We start from the raw sequence: 23,044 nt of genomic DNA on the forward strand, positions 1-23,044 counted from the left end.
AGAGGGCTCCAGCTTAAAACAGCAGCGGTTCGGGCAGATAAATCTTGAAACAGTGGAAAATGACCCAGCAGGTCAAGGCCAGGCCGCCGGCGTACGCGGCCAGGGCCGCCGGTCTGACTTTTTTGACGCCTTCCAGCAGCAGGGGAAAGACAGCGAAATAGACCAGGATGGTGGCGTAAAAACCCACATGGATGAAGGAGAGAATGAAAAGAAGGATCATCAGAAACGTTTTGCCGAAGAGGATGCGCTGTTCTGTGGTGGCGAACAGCCGCTGTCCGAGCAGGGTTCTGCGTTCCTTGAACCAGAGAACCAGGCGCAAGACGCAGGATGTCAGCAGCAGAACGCAGACCGCCGTGGGGAAGCCGTCCGGCCCCAGATAGTCCGACGGGGCTATGAAGCCAGCGCCCTCTGTGGGATAAAAGAGGCAGAGCAGGCTGAGCAGGGCGGCTGTCAGCAGAATGCAGGGTTCGAGAAAAACCATGGCGACCTCCCGGCGCGGCATGGACCGGTGGAGAAAGTAGGGGCATGCGGCCTCCGCATGCCCCCACGTGGAAAGAAAGGTGCGGCTTCCGGCCTGGGGGGAAGACGCCGGAAGCCGGAGGGGAAACAAGCTACTTTTTGGCCGCTTTCTTGATGTCAGCGGCTATCTGGTCATATACCTTTTCGTCGGCCTGGTAGTACTTGAGCCATTGGTCGCGGGGAATAAATTCGGCGATCATGGCCTTGCCCGCCGCGAATTCCTGGAATTCCGGCGAATTGACGATTTTTTCCAGGGCCGCGCCCAACTGGTCCAGCACAGCGGGCGGCGTGTCCTTGGGCGCCCAGAGCCCCTGGCGCTGTATGTGTATGTTGGTGATGCCCAGAGAACCCAGAGTTTCCACGCCCGGGAACTGGGGCATGCCCTTTTCGGTCAGCAGGATCAGGATCTTGCTGTCCCCGGCTTTGATCGCGTTCATGGCGCCGCCCGTGGGCTGGATCCGAATGTCGATCTTGCCTCCCAGCAGAGCCGTGGACGTTTCCGGGGTGCTGCCGAAGAAGATGATCTTGAACTTGTCGCGGCTCTTGGTGGCGTTCATAAAAAATTCAAAAATGGTGTGCCCATAGCCGCCGACGCTGGAAGTACCCGCCACAATGGGCCTGTCGCTTTGGGCCGCGGCGGCCAGCAGTTCCGTGCCGTTTTTCCATGGCGCGTCCGCACGGGCGATGAGGCAGTTGGGCGTGATCAGCGATTGGCCGATCATGGCGAAATCTTTGTAGGAATAGGGCACAGTGCCCAGGAAGTATGTACCCAGGAATGCCGTATGGTGTAAAAGCAGGGTGTGCCCGTCGGGCTTGCTGCCCGCCACATGGCGCAGGGCGTCGCGGGTATTGGCGCTGGGCATGTTGACCACAACGATCGGCTGGGAAAAAATTTGCAATTTGCCCGCGATTTCCGCGATCTTGCGCGCCGTCATGTCGCTTTCGCCGCCTGTGGAATAGGGCACGATGATGGTGATTTCCTTTTGGGGAAAAGCCGTGGCGGCCCGCGCGTTGGAACCCAGCAAGACGCTTGTCACCAGAATCGCCCCACAGATCAGTGCGTATTTCATAACATCTTCCTTGAAGTGAGGACATGGCGCGCCGAAGCGCGCCAGGAACAGTGCGTTCTCTCCTAGTATGCAAGGGGTCCGTTTCAAAGTGGATAAGTTATAATACATTTATTGGCAAATATCGTCCGCTGGCGTCATATTGCAAGGCAACACAAAAGCCGTAGGGAATTGAGCCGTTTTCGCTCCTGGCAAAAAAGGCGCAAGAGCCGGGAGCGGCGGGAGTAAAAATCCCCCAAGCCGTGGAGCCCTGGATGAAAAAATGCTGCGCGCTAAATCCGGCCCGGTTCCGTTTTTTGCGCATCCCCGACACCCTGCATCTTGACCGGGGCTATGCCTCGGAGGCGCTTCTGCCGGAACTGGCGGCTCTTGAGCGGGTGAAAATTCTTTCCGGACCGGAGCCCATGCGTTTCGGGGCGGACGGCCTGGAAGACCCCTGGTGGTGAGGGGAGGGGGCATCCTGGACCAGAGAGTGCCTTGAGAAAGAGGCGCTGAGCGGCGACGGCACGGCGCAAACTGGCAAAGCGGGTGCCGCATGAGGCCCCTGGAATGCTCACTCACAGAGGCCTACTTTCCTCCACGTGGGTACAGGCTTTCCCTGTGTGAAATATAGCCATCTGTGTAAATTTTATGCAGGCATGGAGCAGACCTGCATAAAAAATATACGCCCTCATTTCGAGTTTCCATACAAAATTCTATTGAATTATAAGATATTGGCTGTATTATCCAACTTTGGCACGAGCATTGCTATAAGTAAAGGCAACGGCGTCCGAAACACCGAGCGCCGAGTAAACGAAATATCCGCCGACGGGCGGTTAATATATACGAAAAAATAAAACAAATTTCCGTGCCGTCCCAGCCCCCATCAGGGCGACGCGGATTCCCCCGAAAAACCTCCTCCGTTGAATAGAATCCTCTAACCATCGGAACATCCCCCTCTTTGCGGCCGCCGGTTGACCCCGGTGGCCGCCCCTCTTTTCCAGGGCAGACCAAGCTTGAAATTTCAGCCTTACGGCGGGCAAAGCTCCGCCGGTGCCGCCTACCCAGAGCTGTTTGCACCTATGGGCGACCGGACGCCCGATTTACGCGGGCTTTTCCTGCGCGGACACGGGGAAACCCGCAGCCTTGGGCGTCCGGCAAAATGACGTGGCAGGTGCACACGATCATATCGTATCAATTCAAATCTGCCTTGGAAGTGGAGCGCGAGGACATATTCAAGACGAGGATGGCTCGTATGTCGTGGATGTTAGAATAGAACCCGGCAATAACATGGGCCGGAAAGACGATCGCCCTTTGCAATGACTTCCAACAGGGCGGGCAATTTTTCGGCAAGTTCCGCTTGCTCTTCCGGCGTCAATTCAATATTTTTTCTCTGGGTTATCGGGCTGTCTCCTTTGATCTGCCCGGCATTGCCGGGGTTACGCAGCACTATTTTTACCGTGAGGAAAAGCTATGCACGGCCTTGCCCTTGCCGCCGCGATCCTGCTCAGCTTCTGCTTCCCTTCCACGGCGCAAGCCGGTTCTGAATCTTTTGATGCCGGAGACATGGCCCTGATCCGCCATATGCATGTGCTGTGGGCACCGATAGAAGCCGGTGGCCCCGTGGTGGATCCTGAAGCCATTTTCGGCAAGGCTGACGCCGTAAAAACCGCAGCCCGGCTGACCGGCCTGCCCCCACAGAAAGCGACGGTCAAACTGCGCCGGTTGTGTGTCCTTTTGCCGACGTTCATTACCAACGCCCGCCTGACTCCTGGGGAATACACTATTCCAGAGGAGTTCCGCGAAGCCTTTGGCGACCCTGTTTACGGTATGGACGCGCGAGGAAAGTTTACCCTGACGGTCAGGCATCTGAAGCTGCTGCAACAAGGGATCATATGGGAAAATCGTCCGGATGACGGCGATGAGGATTTCTGGCCGGTTCAGGGGCTGGATTTCAAGCGGCCTTATGGAGACTATACCTATTACATGTACGAAATGGCCGACATCTTAGGTGAACCCTATGTGGTGAATCCCGCCACCAATAAAATTGTTGAGGACAAGGCCAAGGACGCGGCTCTGGAAAAATTGCACCACGAGCTGCTGGGGGCGCTTCAGCTGTTGCTGCTGTATGGCGAAATGCCGAAAACACCATAAAAGATTCCTTATTGCGGACTGAAATACGGAACCCCTTGAAGCCGCGCGCTTCAAGGGGGTTTTCATTCTTCAAAAGACGAATATCCCTATTTCAAAATCCGCCCGGTGAATCAAACCGCGCTACCTGGTCCGCGCCCGCCCCTGATGCTTGCCAAACTAGCATGGAAGCATTATCTGAAAAGAGAACCCCGGCCCCTGTTAGCGCAGGAACCGGGGTGAGCACGGCGCATAGCGCCTTGCACGGTCATCTGCCGAAGGGCCAGTTTCAGACCCCGTATCTGTTCGCGTCAGATACGGGGTCAGCTGTTAGCTAGCCTTGGAGGCCAGCAGCAGGACCAGTATCAACGCGATGAACGCGGCGAAAACCAGCTTTCGCATGGTGATACTCTCCTTTGCTGCTAGCGCCGTGCCCAGGCGTTAGAGTTTGGAAGGGTGACCGTGCCCGTTCCTTATATCGGCATTTTCAGCGCCCGGCAACGCTTTGCCGTCAGCCCCGCGCGTACCCGGAACCGTTCGTGCTTGTGGGGCCGGCCGCGCCTGATCCGCGAGAACTGTTTCTCGGGGGCATGGAGGGAATAGGCGGCTCTGGGAGCTCAGCCGGGGGACACGATACGAAATGCGACAAGTACTTTTTATGCAAGAGTCGCGGGACTGTGACGACAAGGAACAGGTCTGTTCCGGGCCGGAGGCGGCGGAGGGCAAAAAGCTCGCCGTGGACGGATACGGCCATCCCTTACGACGTTGATTTCGGCTTGTCGCGATGCATGCCCACGGCCAATGAGAATCGCCCGGTGCACCGGCGCGCTCAGGTCCGGCGCGCGCGTTTCAGCCGCCGCCAGAGCGTGGTGCGGTGGATGCCCAGGGCGGCGGCCGCCTCAAGGATGTTGTGGCGGTGTGCCTCCAGGGCCAGCCTGACTTCCTCGTCGCTGGGCGCGCGCCGGGCTTGTCCCGCCGCCTGCCCGGCCTGCCGCCCTTCTTCCAGAATGTCGCGCAGGCCTGGTTCCTCCAGATGCACATGCCCCTCCGCGCAGAGCACCACATAGCGCTCAATGACGGCCTGCAATTCGCGGATGTTGCCGTCCCACTTCCGCTCCAGCAGGATTTTCAGGGCCTCGGGCGTGATCTTGCCCGAAACTTTGCCGTATTTGGCGCAGAACTTTTCAAGAAAAATCCGGGCCAGATCCCGGATGTCGCCCCGGCGTTCCCGCAGGCTGGGGATGTTCAGGCGCAGAATGTTCAGCCGGTAATAGAGATCCTGGCGAAATGTCCCCTGTCGCACCGCCTCTTCCAGTTCCTTGTTGGTGGCTGAAATGATCCGGCAGCGGGCCTTGACGAGCCTGTCGTCGCCCAGGCGCATGAAGTCTCCGTCCTGGAGCACGCGCAGCAGGCGGCTTTGCATTTCCAGGGGGATTTCCCCGATTTCATCCAGAAAGACGGTGCCCTTGCCCGCGTATTCAAAGACGCCCTGCTTGCCGCCGCGCCGGGCGTCGGTGAACGCGCCGCGCACGTAGCCGAAGAGCTCGCTTTCCATCAGCGTGGCCGGCAGGGCCGCCAGGTTGACGGCCACGAAAGGCTCGTCCCGGCGGGGGCTGGCATTGTGAATGGCATGGGCAAACAGCTCCTTGCCCACGCCGGTCTGTCCATGCAGAAGTATGGCGGCGTCGGCCTGGGCGTATTGGCGGGCTTTGGCCTTGGCCTTTTCCAGCGCAATGCTCGCGCCCACAATATCCTCAAAGCAAAAACGGGAGCTGTGTCCCCGGTCCCCGCGTTCCGTCTGGGGCCGGGCCGAAACTTCCCGTCCGACGTCCAGGCTGATGAGCCCGTTGATGCCGAAGGTTTCCGGTTCGACCCTTTGCCAGCGGGCCACGCATTCCCGCTTGCTGTCGCCGCAGGCGAACACGGTCTTGCCCGTGCCGTTCAGAAAAAAAGAGGATGTGAAGTGGCGCTGGAAAAGGGGAATCTGCTGCATGCCGAGCCCCAGAAGCTGCTTCTTGCCCACACCGGCTAGGCGATCCGCCGGCGCGTTGCTGTAGAGCACATGCCCGTCGCCGTCCAAGGCTATCAGGCCCTGGTCCAGTTGGTCCAGGATGGCCGCCATGCGGCGCGTTTCCCGCCGGGAATCGTCGCGCGCCTCAATAATCCGCAGGGCCCCATCGCAGGCCTGGCGCAGGCTTTCCTGGTTGGTATTGAGCAAGACGGCGGGGATGCTGTTTTCCCGGCATACTTTCACCACCTGCGCGCCGCCCACGATCACTTCCGTCTTGTGTTCCAGGGCCGTGAAAATGGCTTCCAGACAATCCCTGGGTGAGGACAGGGCGACGAAACGCAGGTCCAGGTCAAAGAGATCCATGAGCTTTTTAGCGCCTTCCAGCATGTTGGCATAGGCGATGAAGGCCATGTTACGGGAAATTTTCTGCGCCTCGCGCATGGCGTCAATGATGTCGAAAGGCGTCACCTGGATCTGGACAATGGGAATGGCGCTTGGACCGCGTTTCTGGGCTTTGCGCAGAAGTTCGGCTATGCCGCCCCGGCTGATGATCACTTCAATGGAGGAAGTTCTGGCATATTCAACAACATTGGCGGCGGATTGGTCCAGGACGCTCATGGCCAAGATGTTATGCTCGTCCTTGGGAATGGCCTGGTAAAAAGCCTGGATCAGGCTTTCGTCGGGCGCGGCGAAAAAGATGCGCGGCGCTGGATCGGGCATGGCGATCTCCTCTGTGTTGCACTGTTGCATGTAGCGTCTATTTGCGTTGCGTGCAACGAATTTGCGGAAAAAAGTATACAGATCGCCTTGTATTTATAGCATGTCTTATTATGGTGCGTATCTTGCTATAGTAGGGGCATTTCAGATCGGCACGGGGCATTTCCCCCTTATTCTTTGGAGTCGGCATGAGCACACGCATCGGCGCGTTCCTGGGCTGCATTTTCGGGCTGTTTCTGGTTGGGGGGCCCGCTCTGGCGGCCCCGGCGGCATATCCCGACAGGGAAATCAGTTTGGTCGTCCCATACAAAACCGGGGGCCAGAGCGACCTGACCGCCCGCAAACTGGTCGAAATCATCCGGGACAAGAAGCTGCTGCCCCAGCCGGTGGTTGTGGTGAACATTCCCGGAGCCAACACCGAGGAAGGCTTGCGCGCCGCCATGCGGGCCGATCCCGACGGCTACACCCTGCTGCTGCACCATTCGGCCTTTGTGACCATGAAGGCCCTGGGGCAAATTTCCATGAGCTGGCACGATTTCGAGATGATCGGCCAGGCCCTTGAGATGTCCAATTCCCTGGTGGTCAATCTGGATTCGCGCTTCAGGACGATTTCGGAATTCATCGAAGCGGTGAAAAAAGAACCCGGCAAGTACCACATCGCCATTCCGGGTTTGGACGGCGTGGCGCACCTGGCCCTGCTGGACGTGCTGGCACGTGCCGGCATCCAGGACAAGGTGGAGATCATGCCCTTTGACGGGGCCTGCGAGACGGCGGCCGCCCTGATGGGCGGGCGTGTGGACATGCGCGCCGTGCCCAATGCCGATATGGCCCGCTTTGTCATAGCGGGAGAGCAGCGGGTGCTGCTGGTCATGGGCGACGACAAGCTGCCCGGCATCAGGGTTCCGTGCTACGCCGCCGACCTGGGCCTGAAAAATACCCTGATTCTGCATAACGGCGTTTTTGCCCCCCGGGGCACCCCCGAGAAAATCAGAAACATTTTGGCCCATGCTTTGCAACAGGCCGTGGAAAGTGAAGAATTTCAGACCTTCGCAACACAGCAGATGGCTCGGGGTCGCTTCCTGGACGCGGCTGACTGGGCCGAAGTTTTTGCGAAAGACGAAGAAAACACCGCCGCTGTCGCCAAATTTATCACCCGGTAGCGGCGTGACGGCTTTGACTGTTTTATCGGCCGGGGTGGGCATGCTTTTTTGCGCGCGTCCCGGTTTCCCGCCAGAGATAAGGTTGATGCAAATTTTCAAATCCCTCCCTCTTTTGTTTTTTGTCCCGCCCGGCCTTTGTCGCGCCCTGAGGATCACGGAAGAAAGAGCGGCCGGGAACATGCGGCCTCCGGGGGGCTTGTTTCCAGCCTCCTGCCGGGCCCGTCCGGCGCGCTGCCCGCCCTTGGAACGCCGTTCCGCGCGGCTTCCGGCGAACCCGCCGGGATGGTGCTGCCGGGGCATGAGGAACGTTTCCGCATTTCGCGTTTTATGACTGCCCATCGTTGCTGCGAAGGCCGCGGCGAGGCTTGCGAAGCATCGACATTTTATGCGCCGACGCGTGTCGGCAGGAGGCAAGGTATGAAGTATATCCGTTCCCGCGTGCAGAACCGGGAGACCGTGTATGGCGTCTGGTGCAGTCTGGCTTCTTCCATCTGCGGTGAGATCGTCGCGGGCGCGGGGTATGACTGGATGTTGCTGGATGTGGAACACGCGCCGGGCAGCCCCGCCACCTTGCTGTCGCAGTTGCAGGCCGCGGCGGCTTTTCCCGCCGTGCCCGTCGTGCGCCTGCCCATGTCGGACCGGGTCTGGTGCAAGTGGGCGCTGGATCTGGGGGCCTCGGGCATCATGTTCCCCAATATCGACAACGCGGCCCGGGCGGAAGAGGCCGTTTCCTTCATGCAGTACCCGCCGTACGGCGTGCGCGGCGTGGGACAGGCCGTGCGGGCCTCGGATTACGGGCGGGAATTCAGGCGCTATGCCGCCTGCGCCCAGCGGGGGCTTTTGGGCGTCATGCAGATCGAAAGCCCGGAAGCCGTGGAGCAGTGCGCGGCCATCGCGGCCGTGCGGGGCGTGGATGTGCTTTTTGTGGAACCGGCGGACCTGGGCGCAAGCCTGGAGCTGCCCGAGACGTTCGCGGACCCGCGCTTTATGGCGGCGCTGCGGGGCATTGCCGACGCGGCGCGCGGGCACGGCAAGGCCGCGGGCATCTTGCTGCCCACGCCGGACCTGGCCCCGGCCGTGCGGGAAATGGGCTACACCTTTATCGGCGTGGGTTCGGATGCCGCGTTGCTGGCGCAAGCCCTGGCCGACAACCTGAAAAGCCTCTGGGCTTCCGAAAAATAAGCGGGACCCGACCCCGGCTCAGGCCGGGGGCGTGCCGCCAGACGGATGACAAATCCCGCTTGTGCGGTGTTTGCGCCGCCACCGGCTCGTTTTCAGAAAAACGCGCCGGGCGGAAAGGCACAAAAACCAGTCGCGTAACGGCACGGCAGAGCCGTGACCTGCTCCTGATTTTGGGTCGCGTTGCCGTTGTCAACGCTCTGAAGGCCCCCCGGCTCAGGCCGGGGTCGTGCCTTCCTCCGCGTCCAGCAGGCCCAGCAGCTCGCTGGTCTTGTCCTCCAGCAGGGCGGGATTGGCGCGGCTTTCCACATTCAGGCGCAGCAGGGGTTCGGTGTTGGACATGCGCAGGTTGAAGCGCCAGTCCGCGAACTCCAGATTGACGCCGTCCAGGCGGTCCTCGTGCAGGGCCGCATCCGCATAGCGGTCGCGGAGTGTTTGCATCAGCCGGGGCGCGTCGGCCACCCGCCGGTTGATTTCGCCGCTGCAGGGATAGGCGGCCATACGCTCGCTGACCAGTTCGGCCAGGGATGCGCCGGAGCGGCTGAGCAACGCGGCGATGAGCAGCCAGGGCAGCATGCCCGAATCGCAGTAGGCGAAATCCCGGAAATAGTGGTGGGCGCTCATTTCGCCGCCGTAAACCGCGTCTTCGGCGCGCATGCGTTCCTTCATGAAGGCGTGGCCGGTCTTGCCCATGATCGGCGTGCCTCCGGCGGCCAGAACCATTTCGCGCGTGTTCCAGTAGACCCGCGTGTCATGGATGACCTTGCCGCCCGGAAAGCGCCGCAGCAGTTCCCCGGCCAGCAGGCCGATCAGATAATAGCCCTCAATGAAGCGGCCCTCGCTGTCGTAAAAGAAGCAGCGGTCGAAATCCCCGTCCCAGGCAATGCCCAGGTCCGCACCGGCCCGGCGTACCGCTTCGGCCGTGGCCTGGCGTTTTTCCGGCAAAAGGGGATTGGGCACGCCGTTGGGGAAATGCCCGTCCGGTTCCATCTGGCGGCAGACAAAGTCAAAGGGCAGGGACGGGGCCAGCTCGCGCAGCACCAGCCCGGCACAGCCGTTGCCCGCGTCGGCCGCGATTTTTAAAGGCCTGCCCGAGTCTGCCGCATCCCGCGCGCCGCTGTAGTCCAGCAGCCAGTTCAGATAGTCCGGCCTGAAACAGGCCGGGCGCACGTTGGAAAGCGCGCCCGGCGCGGGCGCATTCCGCGGAGCTTGCGTTTCAAGCAGCCGGGCCACGCGCTCCCTGAGCTCGTACAGTCCGGAATCCCCGCTTATCGGCACGGCCCCGGCGCGGACCAGCTTGAAGCCGTTTTCGTCCGCCGGGTTGTGGCTGCCGGTGATCATGATCCCGGCGTCAAAAGGCTGGTTGGCGGCGGCGTAGTAGATTTCTTCCGTACCGCAGAGGCCCAGATCCGTGACCCGCGCCCCGGCTGCCAGCAGCCCCTGGGCCAGGGCGTCGCGCAGCTCCGGTCCGGACAGACGGGCGTCGCGCCCCAGCACCACGGAACGCGCGCCCAGCACGTCCGCCACGGCCCGGCCCAGGGCACGGGCCAGATCGGGATTGAGAGCGTCCGGCACGCGGCCCCGGATGTCATAGGCTTTGAAGCAGGAAAGATCGTAGGTCATGGCGTCCTCGCAAGCAGTGGCGGTTTTTCCCGCATGCTTGTGGAAGAGGGCGGCGATGTCAAGGGCGGGGCCTGGGCGAAGTTCGGACTTCACCATACACGACGGGCATGTTACGGAAATGTATGAGCCCATTTGCTCAAGCGGCGGATTGTCGCCGGACGTTGAGCCCAAACCCCGCGTACCCATAGGTGATGTTATGTCTCAGTTTCCTGCGATGGAAGTCAGACGCAAAGACGGCAAGGAATCCTTTGTGGGCTTGGAACCAAAGCGTACCCTTCAAGATTTTTGGGCCTGGGCCTTTTCCGATCTCGTCGGCAATACGGAGCGGGGAAAACTGGCCGAATATATAGTGGCGACGGCTATCGGCTGCCATATGGAGACCAGCCCGACCTGGGAAAGTTTTGATCTGCTTTCCCCTGAGGGAATACGAATTGAGGTCAAAACTTCGGCATATATTCAGTCATGGGCGCAAAAAAAGTTTTCAACCATTACTTTTAACATTCCGCAAACGCGTTATTGGGATGGAACAGCATACGCCGAAGAGAAAAAGCGCCAGGCTGACGTGTATGTTTTTTGCGTCTTGAAGCATAGAGACCAGAAGACCATCAATCCTCTGGATCTAAGCCAGTGGGCTTTTTATGCCGTCGCCACCGAAAAACTCGACAAGACTTTCGGAAATCAGAAAACTGTATGCCTGAACAGATTGACGGCACTGTGCAATGTCATGCCGTGTGACTATGCCGCATTGAGGAACGCCGTCAGGGCTGCGGTTGAATGAGTTTGCCGTTTGTCGCCGACAGGGGGAAGAAGCGGCATAAAAGAAGAGGCTGCAGCACATTGTGTGCAACAGCCTGAAATTTCTTTAAATGGCGGAGGGGGTGGAATTCGAAAAAGCAACCAACTAGATAATTTTATTGGATAAAAAAATTTACCTTAAGAATAATATCCAGATTACTATCCGGTACACACTTACCTTAGAAAAATTATTGCCGCGCACACCTCGCACTTTTGAGTAGGACAATTGTTATTATTTTGCCCAAAATTCAGAAATCATGACCCTCTCCCCAAAAAAATGCTAGCGTTTAACAGTAGAATTTCCGAAACTTGCACCGGAGCGCGTCACTCCACCTTGTCTCATTTTTGCAACAGCAAAATTGAGGATATCAAAGTTGAGATGAAAGCCCCTCTAGCAAAGAGAGACTTCGAACGACAGCGCGGAAGGTTCGCTGATCTTGACTCAACCGATATCTCTCCGGGAGCCTTAAGAAAATAACTCATTTTGTAACATAATACCCATTGCGCTACAATAATGAAAGTCTCATTTGATCGGCGGCAACTTCGCCGGAAGCTAGCGTAGGCGTCATTGGCTCGTACCTTCTGATGATGAAGGATCACCATATTAAGCTATTGTCAAAGAAGCGGAGAAAATCCGCCCTCAGTACTGGAAAAGATGACAACCTGCTCATGTGAAACAACAAAGCGGGAATAAGGACAGGAGATAACTAATGGCAAGAGCGGATCTTTTGGTTCGCCTTGTTCAATCCGGCGTGCGGGGCGACAAGGTTACCTTTAGAAAAGTCGTTGAGGCAATGATCGCCGAAGAACGCGCAAGACAACACCTTGTCCTGGCTGCCAAGCTAGAGACAGCCCTTAAAGCTATGCCTTTTGAACGGCCCGTGCAGACCAATAGCGGTACCCTGATGGATTCGCGTTCTGCGAATTTATTTCATGAAGTCTTGCCTCAAAGGAAATTGACAGATCTTGTCCTTTCCTCAGAAGTTCTCCAATTGGTGGAAGCCGTAATTCAGGAACAACACAGAGTTGATTTGCTCCGATCATATAACCTTGAGCCGCGTAATCGAATTTTATTGGTTGGCCCCCCCGGTAACGGCAAAACGACCTTGTCTGAAGCCGTTGCGGAAGCGCTTGCCGTGCCTCTTCTCGTGGTGCGATATGAGAGTGTGGTAGGCACATATTTAGGAGAGACAGCAAACCGGTTAAAAAAGTTATTTGAATATGCCTCAACACGCAAATGCGTTCTTTTTTTTGATGAATTTGAGACTCTTGGCAAAGAGCGCGGTGACCTTCATGAGACAGGAGAAATAAAACGCGTAGTCAGCTCATTACTAATGCAAATTGACGCACTGCCAAGCCACGTCCTTGTGATCGGTGCAACAAATCACCCAGAACTGCTGGATCGAGCTGTTTGGCGCAGATTCCAGGTGCGTGTAAATTTACCTGACCCAACACGAGATCGGTTACAAGAGTGGTTTATAAAGTTTGAACAGCGCATTGGCATTTCATTAGGGCATGCTCCTGGGACATTGGCCAAACGCCTACTAGGATCAAATTTCGCAGAAGCTGAAGAATTTGGAACGACAATATTCCGCGAATATGTCCTGACCCAACCCGATGCTGATATGAAAAAGATTGTTACCAAAGCCCTTGCGGCCTGGAAGGTGAGAACTGTAACTACAAACAACGAGAGGAGAGCTGAATAATGGCTAATCGCCCCCTATTGCTTTTCCCTACACCGGAGAGTGCGCCTCGCGCCACATTGCCAAGTGGTTTTCCTAATGTTCGGAAACCTTCCGCTGCCCGCCAATGGGACAGACTTTCACCTCAATTCCAGCAGTTGCAAAAGGCCTTTGAAGATCAACGCGTACGGCTTCAGCAAAACGCAGCAGGGATTGAGCCTGAACAGGTTCTTGTCATTGAAACAATTGGTTCAGTCCAGGATTTCGCCAATGCAGTAAAAAAGATTCAAGGCTTTGAGTGGATGGGGGAAGTTGAAGGAGCAAAAACACCCCCTGATGACGATTTCTACGATGAGAGACATCACGACCATGAATTGGGCGTGCAGCTGTACATGATTATGTCCAATCAAAGAGCGCTGGAAGAAATGCTCGCACTCTGGAAACGGTATAAAAGCAATCCAGGACACAAGCTCAAACGTGGATTAACAAAATTTCGAGATGTTTTCCTGTGCTTGAAAGATATCCGTCGATGGGGACTTCGAGAACGCCTCCTCGAAACAGGCCTGTTAGAAATTTGGAAAGAAGATTTGGCAAATGATCCAGAACGAAATGTTCGGTTTGAAACAGAATTGTGGTTTCGAGAAAATGCTGATCATCGCGCGCAACGGGCCGCACAGATTATCTCTCTGATTGAACAAATGGATGGACGTATTCTGAGCCAGGCTGCGATTCCAGCTATTTGCTACCACGCTATACTGGGTGAACTGCCTGCCGCTGGAGTGAAAGCGATCATCGATGATCCAAATACGGAATTAACCTTATGCGATGACGTCATGTTTTTTAGGCCGGTGGGACAGATGAGCATTGGGACTGTGCCTTCTGCGGAAGAGACCGAGCCAGCTGGCGATGTAGACACCTCCATGCCGATAGGAGATCCTGTAGTAGCTTTGCTTGACGGGATGCCTCTTGCAAACCACCGTTTGCTTGCAAACCGGATGATAATAGATGACCCAGACAATTTTGAGGAGGAGTACGCGGCGTCTGAACGCATTCACGGCACTAGCATGGCTTCGCTCATTGCACACGGAGATTTATCGGTCCAGTCCCCATCTCTAAGCAGGCCAATATATGTGCGACCTATTATGAAACCAATTCCGTCGCCCAACCAGCCACGCCCAGAATTGATGCCAGAGGACCGCTTAGCGGTTGACCTGATACATAGCGCCGTGAAGAGACTCTTTGAGGGAGAAAATGGGGAACCTCCTGTCTCTCCTTCTGTACGAGTGATAAATTTATCTATTGGTGATGAAAGAAGGCCTTTCATTAGGGCAATAAGTCCGTTTGCACGCTTACTGGATTGGCTAAGCGCAAAGTATGGGGTTTTGTTTATTGTTAGCGCCGGCAATCACTTATCTCCCATTGAACTTGACCCCTCATTACCTCCGCTCGAATCGCTTCCCCCAGACGAACTAGAACGAGCTGTAATTAAAAGTCTCTATGGTGATGCCTGGAGTAGACGGCTTCTTGCACCAGCTGAGGCGATCAATCCACTTACTGTTGGAGCGCTCCACCACGACAAAGCCCCCGATGCTCCATTGGGTGCACATCGAATTAACCCTCTGCACTCTGTGTTGCCAAGCCCAGTTTCGGCCTTTGGTAGTGGATATTCTCGCAGCATCAAACCAGACTTGCTCTATTCCGGCGGCAGACAATGCTATCCACGCCCGATGACAACGGTACCGCCTCAAAAATTAGAACTCAGAGCTTCATACAAAATCCAACCAGGAAACAAATTTGCTTCACCAAGCACTCTCGTTGGGGAACTGAACGCTACTGTTTACGGATGCGGTACGAGCAACGCAGCAGCTTTGATGTCTCGAAATGCCAGTATTTGCTATGATACCCTTGAACAAATTTTCGATGATCAAACGATTGCGCAAGACATGCGTAAATATGAAGCTCCCTTGCTAAAAGCTATGTTGGTGCATGGTTGCTCCTGGGGTGATATTGGAATACACCTGATTGACATATTGAATAACACTGGGAACGGCGCACGCGCAAGAACGTTAACTTGCAATTGGCTCGGATATGGCGCGCCAGATATAGATCGAGTGTTTGATTGCACAGAACAAAGAGCAACTCTTCTTGGTTTTGGTGAACTTACTGATGGGCATGCCCATATTTTCAACTTGCCAATTCCTCCTTCTTTGGGCTCACGGCGCGATCGACGCCGCTTAACCGTAACTCTCGCATGGTTATCACCCATTGCTGCTCAGACTCAAAAATACCGCGCCACAAGACTATGGTTCACGGTACCTGCGGGCTCATCACTTACCCCGGATAGACAAGAGGCCTGTGGAGGCCAAGGAGGGTGGCAAACAGTACAACGAGGTACTGTTCAACACGAAATTTTTGAAGGAAGTTCTGCCGAACCTATTGGAGATGGTGACAGAATAAGTATTCAGGTGAATTGTCGAGAGGACGCAAAAAAAACTACATTACCTGTACCTTATGGCCTTCTGGTTTCTTTAGAGGTTGCTGAAGGCCTAGATTTACCGATCTACAACGAAGTTCGAACTAGGATTACACCGGCGATCCAAATTCAGCAGACACGGGAGTGACCCTTAGCCCCTTAGTAAAGGGTTTCCAATTGCTAAAAAATTTAAACACCATCTGACTGGTGCATCAAGCGATGGAGGCAGGTCGACCCTACCTCCATCTCTATTTAATTAAGAACCAATGTACTGCTTCAACAATTAGTGTCCAACCCAGCGGAGAAATAATTGCAGAAGCAATAAGGCTAACGCTGTGCATCCAGAAGTTACACTTTCCAGCCACCACGTATCACCCCGCAATTCCTTCCGTAAGCTCCCATTGCTGCACGCGATTCATCAAAATATTCCTTCGATGCGATTGCCGCCGCCTCGCACTTTGCCATGCATTGCTCCATACGCGCCCTGTGCTGATTCAAGACCTCAACGGGATAATTCCTTACTTGGTGAGCTGCGGTTCCGATCTCCCTCGCGGCCTGAGAGGTACTTCTCTGCAATTCGCGTAAAAGCTGAATCAGCTCCTGTGAATTCTTGATTCGTGCTTCTTCCTGCAAGCTCAGAACCATCAGGCTTGCTTCTATCCTTGTTTGATCTATCTCGCTTGGCGGGGCCGGTGCTATTGTTGTTTCGCAAATTCCCCTTCTTCCCCCCATCATCAGATTGCTATCATCTCATATTTTAGCTATTATACTAAAAAATTAAGTTAAGAGCTATCATGTTAAACGATATATTAAAAACTCCGCAGGAAATCCGGCTCGGCATCGCCGCCAAGGCGCAGGCCAAACGTCTTGCTCTCAATATGAGCCAGAAAGATTTGGCGGCCCGTAGCGGCGTTTCCCTTGGCTCTGTGAAGCGCTTTGAAACAACAGGGGAAATCTCGCTCGCGTCCCTGCTGGCTATCGCCCTGATTCTTAACGATCTTGAAGCCTTTTCCGGCTTGTTCAACCCGCCGCGCACAGAAAACCTGTTCAAGCCGCAATCCCCAGCACCCCGCAAGCGGGCAGGGAGAAAACGTCATGAATCTTGACGTGCATCTGCATGCATACGGCGTACGGCGCCATGTGGGAAAGCTCGCCGCACACAGCAACGCCGTTCTGTTCCAGTACGCGCCAGAATTTCTTGATTCGGGCATCAACATTTCGCCGTTCAGGCTTCCGCTCAGCCCAGAGGTCAAGGAAGACCCCAAGCGCACCTTTGACGGACTGTTCGGCGTGTTCAACGACAGCCTGCCCGATGGCTGGGGGCTGCTTTTGCTGGACAGGGCATTACGAAAAAAAGGCTCATCGCTCCATGCCTGCCTGCCCTTGCAGCGCCTTGCCATGGTGGGTGCCCACGGCATGGGCGCGCTGGAGTACACCCCGGCGGCGGAACAGGCAGAAGAAGCCGTTTCTGTGGCGGAACTGGATGCGCTGGCGGAGGAATCGCTGCGGATTCTGCGCGATGCGCCTGTGGATGCGGGGCAACTGGACAAGCTTATTCAGCTCAACGGCTCATCCGCAGGGGCCAGACCCAAAATTCTGGTGAACGTTGCCGATGATTACCGCATTGTGCCGCAGGGGGCGGGGGAACCCCAAGGAACCCCCTGGATCATCAAATTTCGCTCCGCTCACGAACCGCCAAACACCGGGCTGACGGAATACGCATATTCCCTGGCGGCCAGAGAAGCCGGGCTGGACATGCCGGAAACGCACCTGTTTCCATCGGCAACCTCGCCGGGATATTTCGGCGTTAAGCGCTTTGACAGGGTGCATGGCCAAAAGGTGCATGTGCACACCGCCTGCGGCCTGCTGCACGCATCGCACCGCGAACCCTCACTCACCTATGAAAGCCTGCTGCGCCTGACGCTGCTGCTCACCAAAGACATGCGCGAAGTGCTTAAAATGGTGCGGCTCATGGTGTTCAACGTGCGCTCCGGCAACAGGGACGACCATTCCAAAAACTTTTCCTTCCTGCTGAACAAGGAAAACCAGTGGCGCATGGCCCCGGTTTATGACCTTACGCCGTCAGAGGGCATTAACGGGGAACAGACCTGCATGGTCAACAACAAGGGCAAGGATATAACCGAAAAGGATTTTCTGGCTGCCGCCGCAACTGTGGATGTAGACGCTCGGACAGTGCGCGAAATTATACAGCAGGTGGACGCGGCTTTGGCCGAGGAGAAGAAATAAGGTGCTCAAATGTGCAGGAAGGAGGCCGCCTGAGTGACAAATGGGAAATTCCGCAAGCAGCCTGAGAACTGCTCCTAAAGGAAACGCCAGAAAAAATATCCGGTTTGGTATCTGATTTTCACAGCGCGACAGAAGGCTGCCATGCGGTTACGCATAGCAGCCTATATTTATTAACCTGCTGAGATGATAGCCTAAATCCCTGCGGCAATAATCAATGACCTAGCCAGCGGAGAAACAAGAACAGAAGCATGAAAGCAATCGCTGTGCATCCAGAAGTTACACTTGCCAGCAACCACGTATCTCCCCGCAATTCCTTGCCGTAACCATCCATTACTGCACGCGATTTATCAAAATATTCCTTTGATGCGATTGCCGCCGCCTCGCACTTTGCCAAGCATTGCTCCATACGCGCCCGGTGCTGATTCAAAACCTCAACGGGATAATCCCTTACTTGGTGAGCTGCGGTTCCGATCTCCCGCGCGGCCTGAGAGGTACTTCTCTGCAATTCTCGTAAAAGCTGAATCAGCTCCTGCGAGTTCTTGATTCGTGCTTCCTCCTGCAAGCTCAGAACCATCAGGCTTGCTTCTATCCTTGTCTGATCTATCTCGCTCGACGGGGATGGTGGCGTTGTCGCTTCCGATGCCCTGCTCATGCTCTTCAATTCGTCTATCTTGCTCATAGAGTAATCCTCTAAGTTGCAATGCGCCCCATGTGTACCCTTTGCCGAGCTTGCTGCCCTTGAACGTCACGTCACCAAGCGCAAAGCTGATCCCCGAAACAAACCCGGTGGAGGCTTTATTTAAACGCACGGTCACGCCCTGGGCTGCCAACTGCTGACAAAACACATTCAACGCGATTTTTTGCGTAAGGGCCGCATCAATTATTTTTTGTAGGTTCATACGGGTGGAGGCCTCGCCAGTGCGCAGGGCGTGCTCAATCTCCCCTTTCGTAAGTGCTGCCCGCAACGTTTCCCGACTTGAGCGCACCTGCCGAAGAGAAAACCGTTGCTCCAGCTCCCGCATGATTTTTTCTTGTCGTCTGTAGTCGTGCGCGTCAGTCACCACTTTTCCATCCAGTGCAATTCTGTTCACCAGAATATGAATGTGTGGGTGTGCTGCGTCTGTATGTCGGCTAATGACATATTGATTGTTTACAAAGCCCATTTCCTGAAGCCACGAATGCGCAGCCTCACACCATTGCTCATCTGACAGAGATTCTTCTGGATGCAAGCTGAGGCTCACATGACAAACGGCCTTGGATAGATTCGGCCTTAAGGCCCGAATAGCTCCAAACTCCACAGCAAGGGCACGTGGTGTTCGTCCTGCCATATTGGTTTCAAGCAACAGACTTTTGTGAGGCTGCAAATCATAGGCGGCCGCCCCACGAAAGCCCTTGCCCTTGATGCACTTGGCTATCAATGCACTTCCTCTGCCACTGGCGGCATGCTGTCAGCAACGCCCATCAGGGAGGCTTGCAAGCACATGATCGCGCGAAGTAGCTCCCTCAACAGCCCGAAGGGAACAGCGGTTCGCCCTGCATTGGCAGCCTTGGTGATCTGGTTGAGATTCACGCCCAACCGCGCAAGTTCGCCATAGGCCTTGCGGTTAACCTCTGGCACGGGTGGAAGCGGCATGCGCCTGCTTAAAGCTGCTGTGCGCAACCACTGCGCAGGGCTCATGCCCATATGCCGCGCACGAAGCTGAAGAGTCTGCCACTCTGCCGGATTAACGCGCACCCCGATTGTCATGTGGCGCACCTTTATGGGGTCGCCCTTTGGGCGTCCATTTTTTCGGGGGGCGTGTTTGCGCGACTCAGCTTGCATAGGCGCGCTCCTTTTGCCGTGAAGCGGCAATGTGTTTTGACGCCTCGCAGAGCAAGCAGTTTGAGCGAAGCGAAAACATGGCTTGCTTCAAACCTGCTAATGCTTGGGGGGTGATGCAGCTGGTTACTGTCCCGCTGTCCCTGCGCCAGAGAGTGGGACAGTGGGACAGATGGTGGAGAAGGTTTGCGGATCGGGTCATTGCTCACCCTCCAAGCGTTTTTTGAGCCGATGCAGAACAGATTTGCTGACGCCCATTTCATCAGAACAATCTCTAAGGCTGAGGCCTTCCGCGAGAAGGCGCTTGAGCTCTTCGGCTTGAACATTCACGAGATCGCTTACATCCCAAAGTAGCCGATTATCCTCACTACGCAGATGCACTTCAAAGGGCAGAGCTTCTTCTCCTACAATGCCCCGCGCTTTGGTCAGATGCACTTCGAATCGCGCTCCTTCTGCCACGTTGTATATTTTAGGGCGTCTAAGGCTGATTACGGTGTCCATAATGTCTTCGCGGGCAGACGTGCCGCGCTGGTCACCTGATTTGCCTGCATGATGCACCAGCAGGACGGCCATGCCGCGCCTTCGCAAGTCCAGTAACCATGTTTGTATGGGCGTCCAAGATTGAGACTCGTTTTCTTTGCCTGTGCGGCAAAGCGTGGCGAGGTTATCCAGAACGAGCATGTTTACTCCAGAGAGAAAAGGCTCAAGAGCCTGTTGCCCATAGGTCGTTGCGAGATCAGGCATAGACCGGGGTTGCATGTCAGGGGTTATGATGGAGAGGTTTTGCAAGGCGCGAGGAGGGACCGCCATGCCCAATGAGAGGGCTGCAAGGCGTTCCTGCATGGAGATGGCAGGCATTTCACCGTCCACATAGAGAACATTTCTGGCTTGTGGGGCATGCCAGTTGAATATGGACAAGCCACCTGCAACCGCGAGGGCAATGCCCAATGCCGCAAAAGTTTTGCCGATACCGCGTGGCGCGAACAGAATTGCAATGCCTTGGGTTGGGATTACAGGGCGTAACAAAAAATCGCGCTCAGGAAGGGTGATGGCGAGGAAGTCTTCCATATTTATCGCCCGTAGGGGTGGAAGATTGTTCGATTGGTTGTGGGACTGTGAAAGATTCATGCCGCATCTCCCCCTTCCACGTTGCTGATTAGCGCCCGGATATCTTCAACACGCCAAACGGTTGTGCGTGGCCCCAATTTGAGTGGGGCAGGGTAGCGCCCACTTTTGACGCCTTCCCACCAGCTTGTTTTGCCAATGGGCAGCACTTGGAGAATTTGCGACAAACGAACAAAACCCTCATCAGGCAGGTAGTGTCGTTGCCTATACAAAAAAGCGACCTTTGCCATAACGGCTCCTACTGTTTACGGGCCGCTATGAAATGAAAACGGCCCATGTTGGAGAACATGGGCCGATGTTGCTTTGCCCAGGGGGTGGACTGTCAATGGACAGGGTGGTCAAAAGGTATTTTTTTATATTTGTAAATTTTTTTCCTTAACCGATAGCCATTTTTCCCCACTGAATCTTCTTGGATTGAGCCATCTGATGCAGAAAAAAGCAGGCCAAATTCCATGTTATTTAAACCTGGAAAGCGGCGATCAACTTCAATTGCAACTATTATGATTTCTTCGTCATTCTTTGGATGGCAGATTCTTACAAATTCTTTAGCAAGTTCATAAGTCGTAAAGAATCGCCTAGTTTTAAATTCTGTTACGAATGTCGGTCGTATCTTTTCCGATGGAAGGATAGACTTATAAAATTGATCTCCATCAATAATTTTTGTCAAAACATCATTTTCTGGGTCAATTTTATTATTCATTTTGTTCAGTAACGCTCGATGAATATCTGCATCTTTGTTGCTATGAATGTATGAGACTGCAAATATTATTCTAGTCAAAACCAAAGCCAAATTTTCACTCGTTGCCAGCAAAAGATCTGGTTCTCCCGGCTTGAGGCCGGTGGAGGCTTGGAGTTCTCCGTGCATACGTTCATTTTTTTCTATCTGCTCACGCAAAAAAACGATAAAAGGCATCATGTTAAATAGTTCAATATAATTAATCCGTCGATCTATCGGCATTAATCGATGGAATTTGTCTCCCGCAGGGGTAACCGCTTCTTCTTTCCAAATATACATTTGCAACGGGAGCACGGAACAAATCATGTGCGGAATATAAAATATGGCATAGTATGGCCAGCGTAGGGTCAAATCCGCAAGACTAATAATATCCCCAGTCCGAACCCATTCTTCTTGAGAGTGAATTTTTAGCATATGAAATTCCTTTCTCTGAGTTGTTCCAGATAGTCAGCCCACGCCTGCATCATTTTGCGGCGTTCCGGTAAAAACTCCGCGTGATTATATGCCGCTCGAATTTTATTGCGCTCACCGTGGGCAAGCTGGCGTTCGATAGCATCCCTGTTCCAGCCGAGTTCGTTGAGCAGGGTTGAAGCCATGGCCCTAAAGCCATGCCCACATATTTCTTCCTTGGCGTATCCAATCCGGCGCAACGCCACGTTAATGGTATTGTCAGACATTGGGCGGGATGCCGTCCGCACAGAAGGAAAAAGAAAGTCTCCGTTACCTGTAAGAGGGTGCAGCTCCTTGAGGATGTCCAAGGCTTGTGTAGAGAGTGGCACAATATGCAGAGAACGCATTTTTGTTTTATGGGCTGGAATACGCCATTCAGCAGCCTCCAGATTGAACTCGCTCCATTCCGCATTGCGCAGCTCACCAGGGCGTACAAAAACCAGAGGGGCCAGCCGCAGGGCGCAATATACAACTGCCGAGGCTGAACAGGCATCAATGGCCTGCATGAGTCTGCCAACTTCCTGCGGGTCAGTAATGGTCGGGCGGTGCTGTTTTTTGGGGGTTGCGCAGGCTCCTATGAGGTCGGCGGCAACGTCACGTTCTGCCTTGCCCGTGGCAATGGCATAACGAAAAATCATAGAGCAAAGGCCGCGCACCCGGCGCGTAACCTCAAGCGCACCTCTGGCCTCAACGCGGCGAAGGCATTCTAAAAGTTCTGGTGCTGGATATTTCCCCAATGGGCTTTTGGCCGATGTAAGGGAAAATGTTCATCTCCAGACGCCGCAAGCTCAATTCGGCGTGACCTTCCGTCCATTTATTCGCATTTTTCTGCGCCCATTCACGCGCTACGGACTCAAAGAACTTATCTGGAGCTACAGCGGCTTTCTGTTCGCGTACCTGCGCCACAGGGTCGATACCGTCTTTAATCATACGCCGCTTTTCATCGCGGCGAGAACGGGCTTCAGCCAGAGATATGAGGGGATATTCACCGATGGAGAGACGGTTTTCTTTGGAGTCTATCCAGTAGCGGAGACGCCAATACTTTTTGCCAGAAGGCTTTATTTCCAGATAAAGCCCGTCGGCATCTTTGAGGGTATAAATTTTCTCACGGGGTTTGGCTTTTTTTATAGCCATATCGCTTAGAGCCATGGGCGTTTCCTCCTTTGACCGGACATTTTTTGGACATCGGAAGCGCCAAAATAAAAAATGTCCGGTGCGGTGTCCGGTTTTCGCTCGGCTATGAGCGATTTTGACCGGACATCGTCGGACAAAGAAAACTCCGAATTCGGCTGCTGTCAATGCTTAGCGGACGAATTCGGAGTTCCGTGAATC

Annotated in this window: 22 protein-coding genes; 9 read left to right on the top strand and 13 right to left on the bottom strand. The window is 55.0% G+C overall.

The window, feature by feature from the left end; translation table 11 throughout:
* Positions 1-13 precede the first annotated feature (13 nt).
* Positions 14-481 (bottom strand): tripartite tricarboxylate transporter TctB family protein, encoded by a 468-nt coding sequence (locus AXF13_RS00840; protein ID WP_062251275.1) that lies wholly within the window; start codon positions 479-481, stop codon positions 14-16.
* A 130-nt stretch (positions 482-611) separates the two neighbouring features.
* Positions 612-1,589: a tripartite tricarboxylate transporter substrate binding protein gene (locus AXF13_RS00845; protein WP_062251276.1), complete on the bottom strand. Its 978-nt coding sequence runs from the start codon at positions 1,587-1,589 to the stop codon at positions 612-614.
* A 251-nt stretch (positions 1,590-1,840) separates the two neighbouring features.
* Between AXF13_RS00845 and AXF13_RS00850 the strand changes: the two genes are divergently transcribed.
* A complete protein-coding gene (locus AXF13_RS00850; RefSeq protein WP_062251277.1) occupies positions 1,841-2,032 on the top strand; it encodes a hypothetical protein in 192 nt (63 codons plus the stop codon).
* Positions 2,033-2,832: 800 nt separating this feature from the next.
* Here AXF13_RS00850 and AXF13_RS16345 read toward each other — a convergent pair.
* The gene (locus AXF13_RS16345; protein WP_150116042.1) at positions 2,833-3,015 is read right to left on the bottom strand and encodes a hypothetical protein; all 183 of its coding nucleotides are present in this window, start codon (positions 3,013-3,015) and stop codon (positions 2,833-2,835) included.
* Positions 3,016-3,038: 23 nt separating this feature from the next.
* Between AXF13_RS16345 and AXF13_RS00855 the strand changes: the two genes are divergently transcribed.
* On the top strand, positions 3,039-3,719 hold the full coding sequence (locus AXF13_RS00855) for a hypothetical protein (RefSeq protein ID WP_062251278.1): 681 nt from the start codon (positions 3,039-3,041) through the stop codon (positions 3,717-3,719).
* A gap of 805 nt (positions 3,720-4,524) precedes the next feature.
* Here AXF13_RS00855 and AXF13_RS00860 read toward each other — a convergent pair.
* The gene (locus tag AXF13_RS00860) at positions 4,525-6,426 is read right to left on the bottom strand and encodes a sigma 54-interacting transcriptional regulator (protein ID WP_062251279.1); all 1,902 of its coding nucleotides are present in this window, start codon (positions 6,424-6,426) and stop codon (positions 4,525-4,527) included.
* Positions 6,427-6,611: 185 nt separating this feature from the next.
* Between AXF13_RS00860 and AXF13_RS00865 the strand changes: the two genes are divergently transcribed.
* Both AXF13_RS00865 and AXF13_RS00870 read left to right on the top strand, forming a co-directional pair.
* The gene (locus AXF13_RS00865; RefSeq protein WP_062251280.1) at positions 6,612-7,583 is read left to right on the top strand and encodes a tripartite tricarboxylate transporter substrate binding protein; all 972 of its coding nucleotides are present in this window, start codon (positions 6,612-6,614) and stop codon (positions 7,581-7,583) included.
* Positions 7,584-8,000: 417 nt separating this feature from the next.
* The gene (locus tag AXF13_RS00870) at positions 8,001-8,765 is read left to right on the top strand and encodes an HpcH/HpaI aldolase family protein (protein ID WP_062251281.1); all 765 of its coding nucleotides are present in this window, start codon (positions 8,001-8,003) and stop codon (positions 8,763-8,765) included.
* 213 nt (positions 8,766-8,978) lie between these two features.
* On the opposite strand, the gene AXF13_RS00875 is transcribed toward AXF13_RS00870, so the two are convergent.
* Positions 8,979-10,385, bottom strand: a complete 1,407-nt coding sequence (locus tag AXF13_RS00875; RefSeq protein ID WP_062251282.1) for a phosphohexomutase domain-containing protein — start codon at positions 10,383-10,385, stop codon at positions 8,979-8,981.
* Positions 10,386-10,581: 196 nt separating this feature from the next.
* Between AXF13_RS00875 and AXF13_RS00880 the strand changes: the two genes are divergently transcribed.
* The 3 genes from AXF13_RS00880 to AXF13_RS16350 all read left to right on the top strand — a co-directional run bounded on the left by AXF13_RS00880 (position 10,582) and on the right by AXF13_RS16350 (position 15,483).
* The gene (locus AXF13_RS00880) at positions 10,582-11,163 is read left to right on the top strand and encodes a hypothetical protein (protein WP_062254652.1); all 582 of its coding nucleotides are present in this window, start codon (positions 10,582-10,584) and stop codon (positions 11,161-11,163) included.
* A 727-nt stretch (positions 11,164-11,890) separates the two neighbouring features.
* A complete protein-coding gene (locus tag AXF13_RS00885) occupies positions 11,891-12,886 on the top strand; it encodes an AAA family ATPase (protein ID WP_062251283.1) in 996 nt (331 codons plus the stop codon).
* Positions 12,886-15,483 carry a S8 family peptidase gene (locus AXF13_RS16350; RefSeq protein ID WP_150116043.1) on the top strand — a complete coding sequence of 866 codons (2,598 nt, stop codon included), beginning with the start codon at positions 12,886-12,888 and terminating at the stop codon, positions 15,481-15,483. The genes AXF13_RS00885 and AXF13_RS16350 overlap by 1 nt, the downstream gene beginning before the upstream one ends.
* 200 nt (positions 15,484-15,683) lie before the next feature.
* Here AXF13_RS16350 and AXF13_RS00895 read toward each other — a convergent pair whose 3' ends face one another.
* Positions 15,684-15,980 (bottom strand): hypothetical protein, encoded by a 297-nt coding sequence (locus tag AXF13_RS00895; protein ID WP_062251285.1) that lies wholly within the window; start codon positions 15,978-15,980, stop codon positions 15,684-15,686.
* Positions 15,981-16,129: 149 nt separating this feature from the next.
* Between AXF13_RS00895 and AXF13_RS00900 the strand changes: the two genes are divergently transcribed.
* Together AXF13_RS00900 and AXF13_RS00905 are read left to right on the top strand one after the other, a co-directional pair.
* Positions 16,130-16,441 carry a helix-turn-helix domain-containing protein gene (locus AXF13_RS00900; protein ID WP_062251286.1) on the top strand — a complete coding sequence of 104 codons (312 nt, stop codon included), beginning with the start codon at positions 16,130-16,132 and terminating at the stop codon, positions 16,439-16,441.
* Positions 16,431-17,582 (top strand): type II toxin-antitoxin system HipA family toxin, encoded by a 1,152-nt coding sequence (locus AXF13_RS00905; protein ID WP_062251287.1) that lies wholly within the window; start codon positions 16,431-16,433, stop codon positions 17,580-17,582. Before AXF13_RS00900 ends, AXF13_RS00905 begins: the two co-directional genes overlap by 11 nt.
* 431 nt (positions 17,583-18,013) lie before the next feature.
* Here the strand turns inward: AXF13_RS00905 and AXF13_RS15655 are convergent, their stop codons facing one another.
* The 7 genes from AXF13_RS15655 to AXF13_RS17400 form a co-directional block, all read right to left on the bottom strand.
* The gene (locus AXF13_RS15655) at positions 18,014-19,000 is read right to left on the bottom strand and encodes a relaxase/mobilization nuclease domain-containing protein (protein WP_083521905.1); all 987 of its coding nucleotides are present in this window, start codon (positions 18,998-19,000) and stop codon (positions 18,014-18,016) included.
* Positions 18,997-19,404 (bottom strand): plasmid mobilization protein, encoded by a 408-nt coding sequence (locus tag AXF13_RS00915; RefSeq protein ID WP_062251289.1) that lies wholly within the window; start codon positions 19,402-19,404, stop codon positions 18,997-18,999. The genes AXF13_RS15655 and AXF13_RS00915 overlap by 4 nt, the downstream gene beginning before the upstream one ends.
* Positions 19,405-19,599: 195 nt before the next feature.
* Positions 19,600-20,529, bottom strand: a complete 930-nt coding sequence (locus AXF13_RS00920; RefSeq protein WP_083521906.1) for an AAA family ATPase — start codon at positions 20,527-20,529, stop codon at positions 19,600-19,602.
* Positions 20,526-20,756 carry a helix-turn-helix transcriptional regulator gene (locus AXF13_RS15660; RefSeq protein WP_083521907.1) on the bottom strand — a complete coding sequence of 77 codons (231 nt, stop codon included), beginning with the start codon at positions 20,754-20,756 and terminating at the stop codon, positions 20,526-20,528. Before AXF13_RS15660 ends, AXF13_RS00920 begins: the two co-directional genes overlap by 4 nt.
* Before the next feature lie 92 nt (positions 20,757-20,848).
* On the bottom strand, positions 20,849-21,676 hold the full coding sequence (locus AXF13_RS00925) for a hypothetical protein (protein ID WP_062251291.1): 828 nt from the start codon (positions 21,674-21,676) through the stop codon (positions 20,849-20,851).
* Positions 21,670-22,449 carry a tyrosine-type recombinase/integrase gene (locus tag AXF13_RS17395; protein ID WP_417926382.1) on the bottom strand — a complete coding sequence of 260 codons (780 nt, stop codon included), beginning with the start codon at positions 22,447-22,449 and terminating at the stop codon, positions 21,670-21,672. Before AXF13_RS17395 ends, AXF13_RS00925 begins: the two co-directional genes overlap by 7 nt.
* Complete coding sequence (locus AXF13_RS17400; RefSeq protein ID WP_335339376.1) at positions 22,400-22,861, bottom strand: tyrosine-type recombinase/integrase; 462 nt, start codon at positions 22,859-22,861, stop codon at positions 22,400-22,402. Before AXF13_RS17400 ends, AXF13_RS17395 begins: the two co-directional genes overlap by 50 nt.
* Between the last annotated feature and the right edge of the window lie 183 nt (positions 22,862-23,044).

It is taken from the genome of Desulfovibrio fairfieldensis, assembly GCF_001553605.1.
In the GTDB taxonomy this organism is placed as follows: domain Bacteria; phylum Desulfobacterota; class Desulfovibrionia; order Desulfovibrionales; family Desulfovibrionaceae; genus Desulfovibrio; species Desulfovibrio fairfieldensis.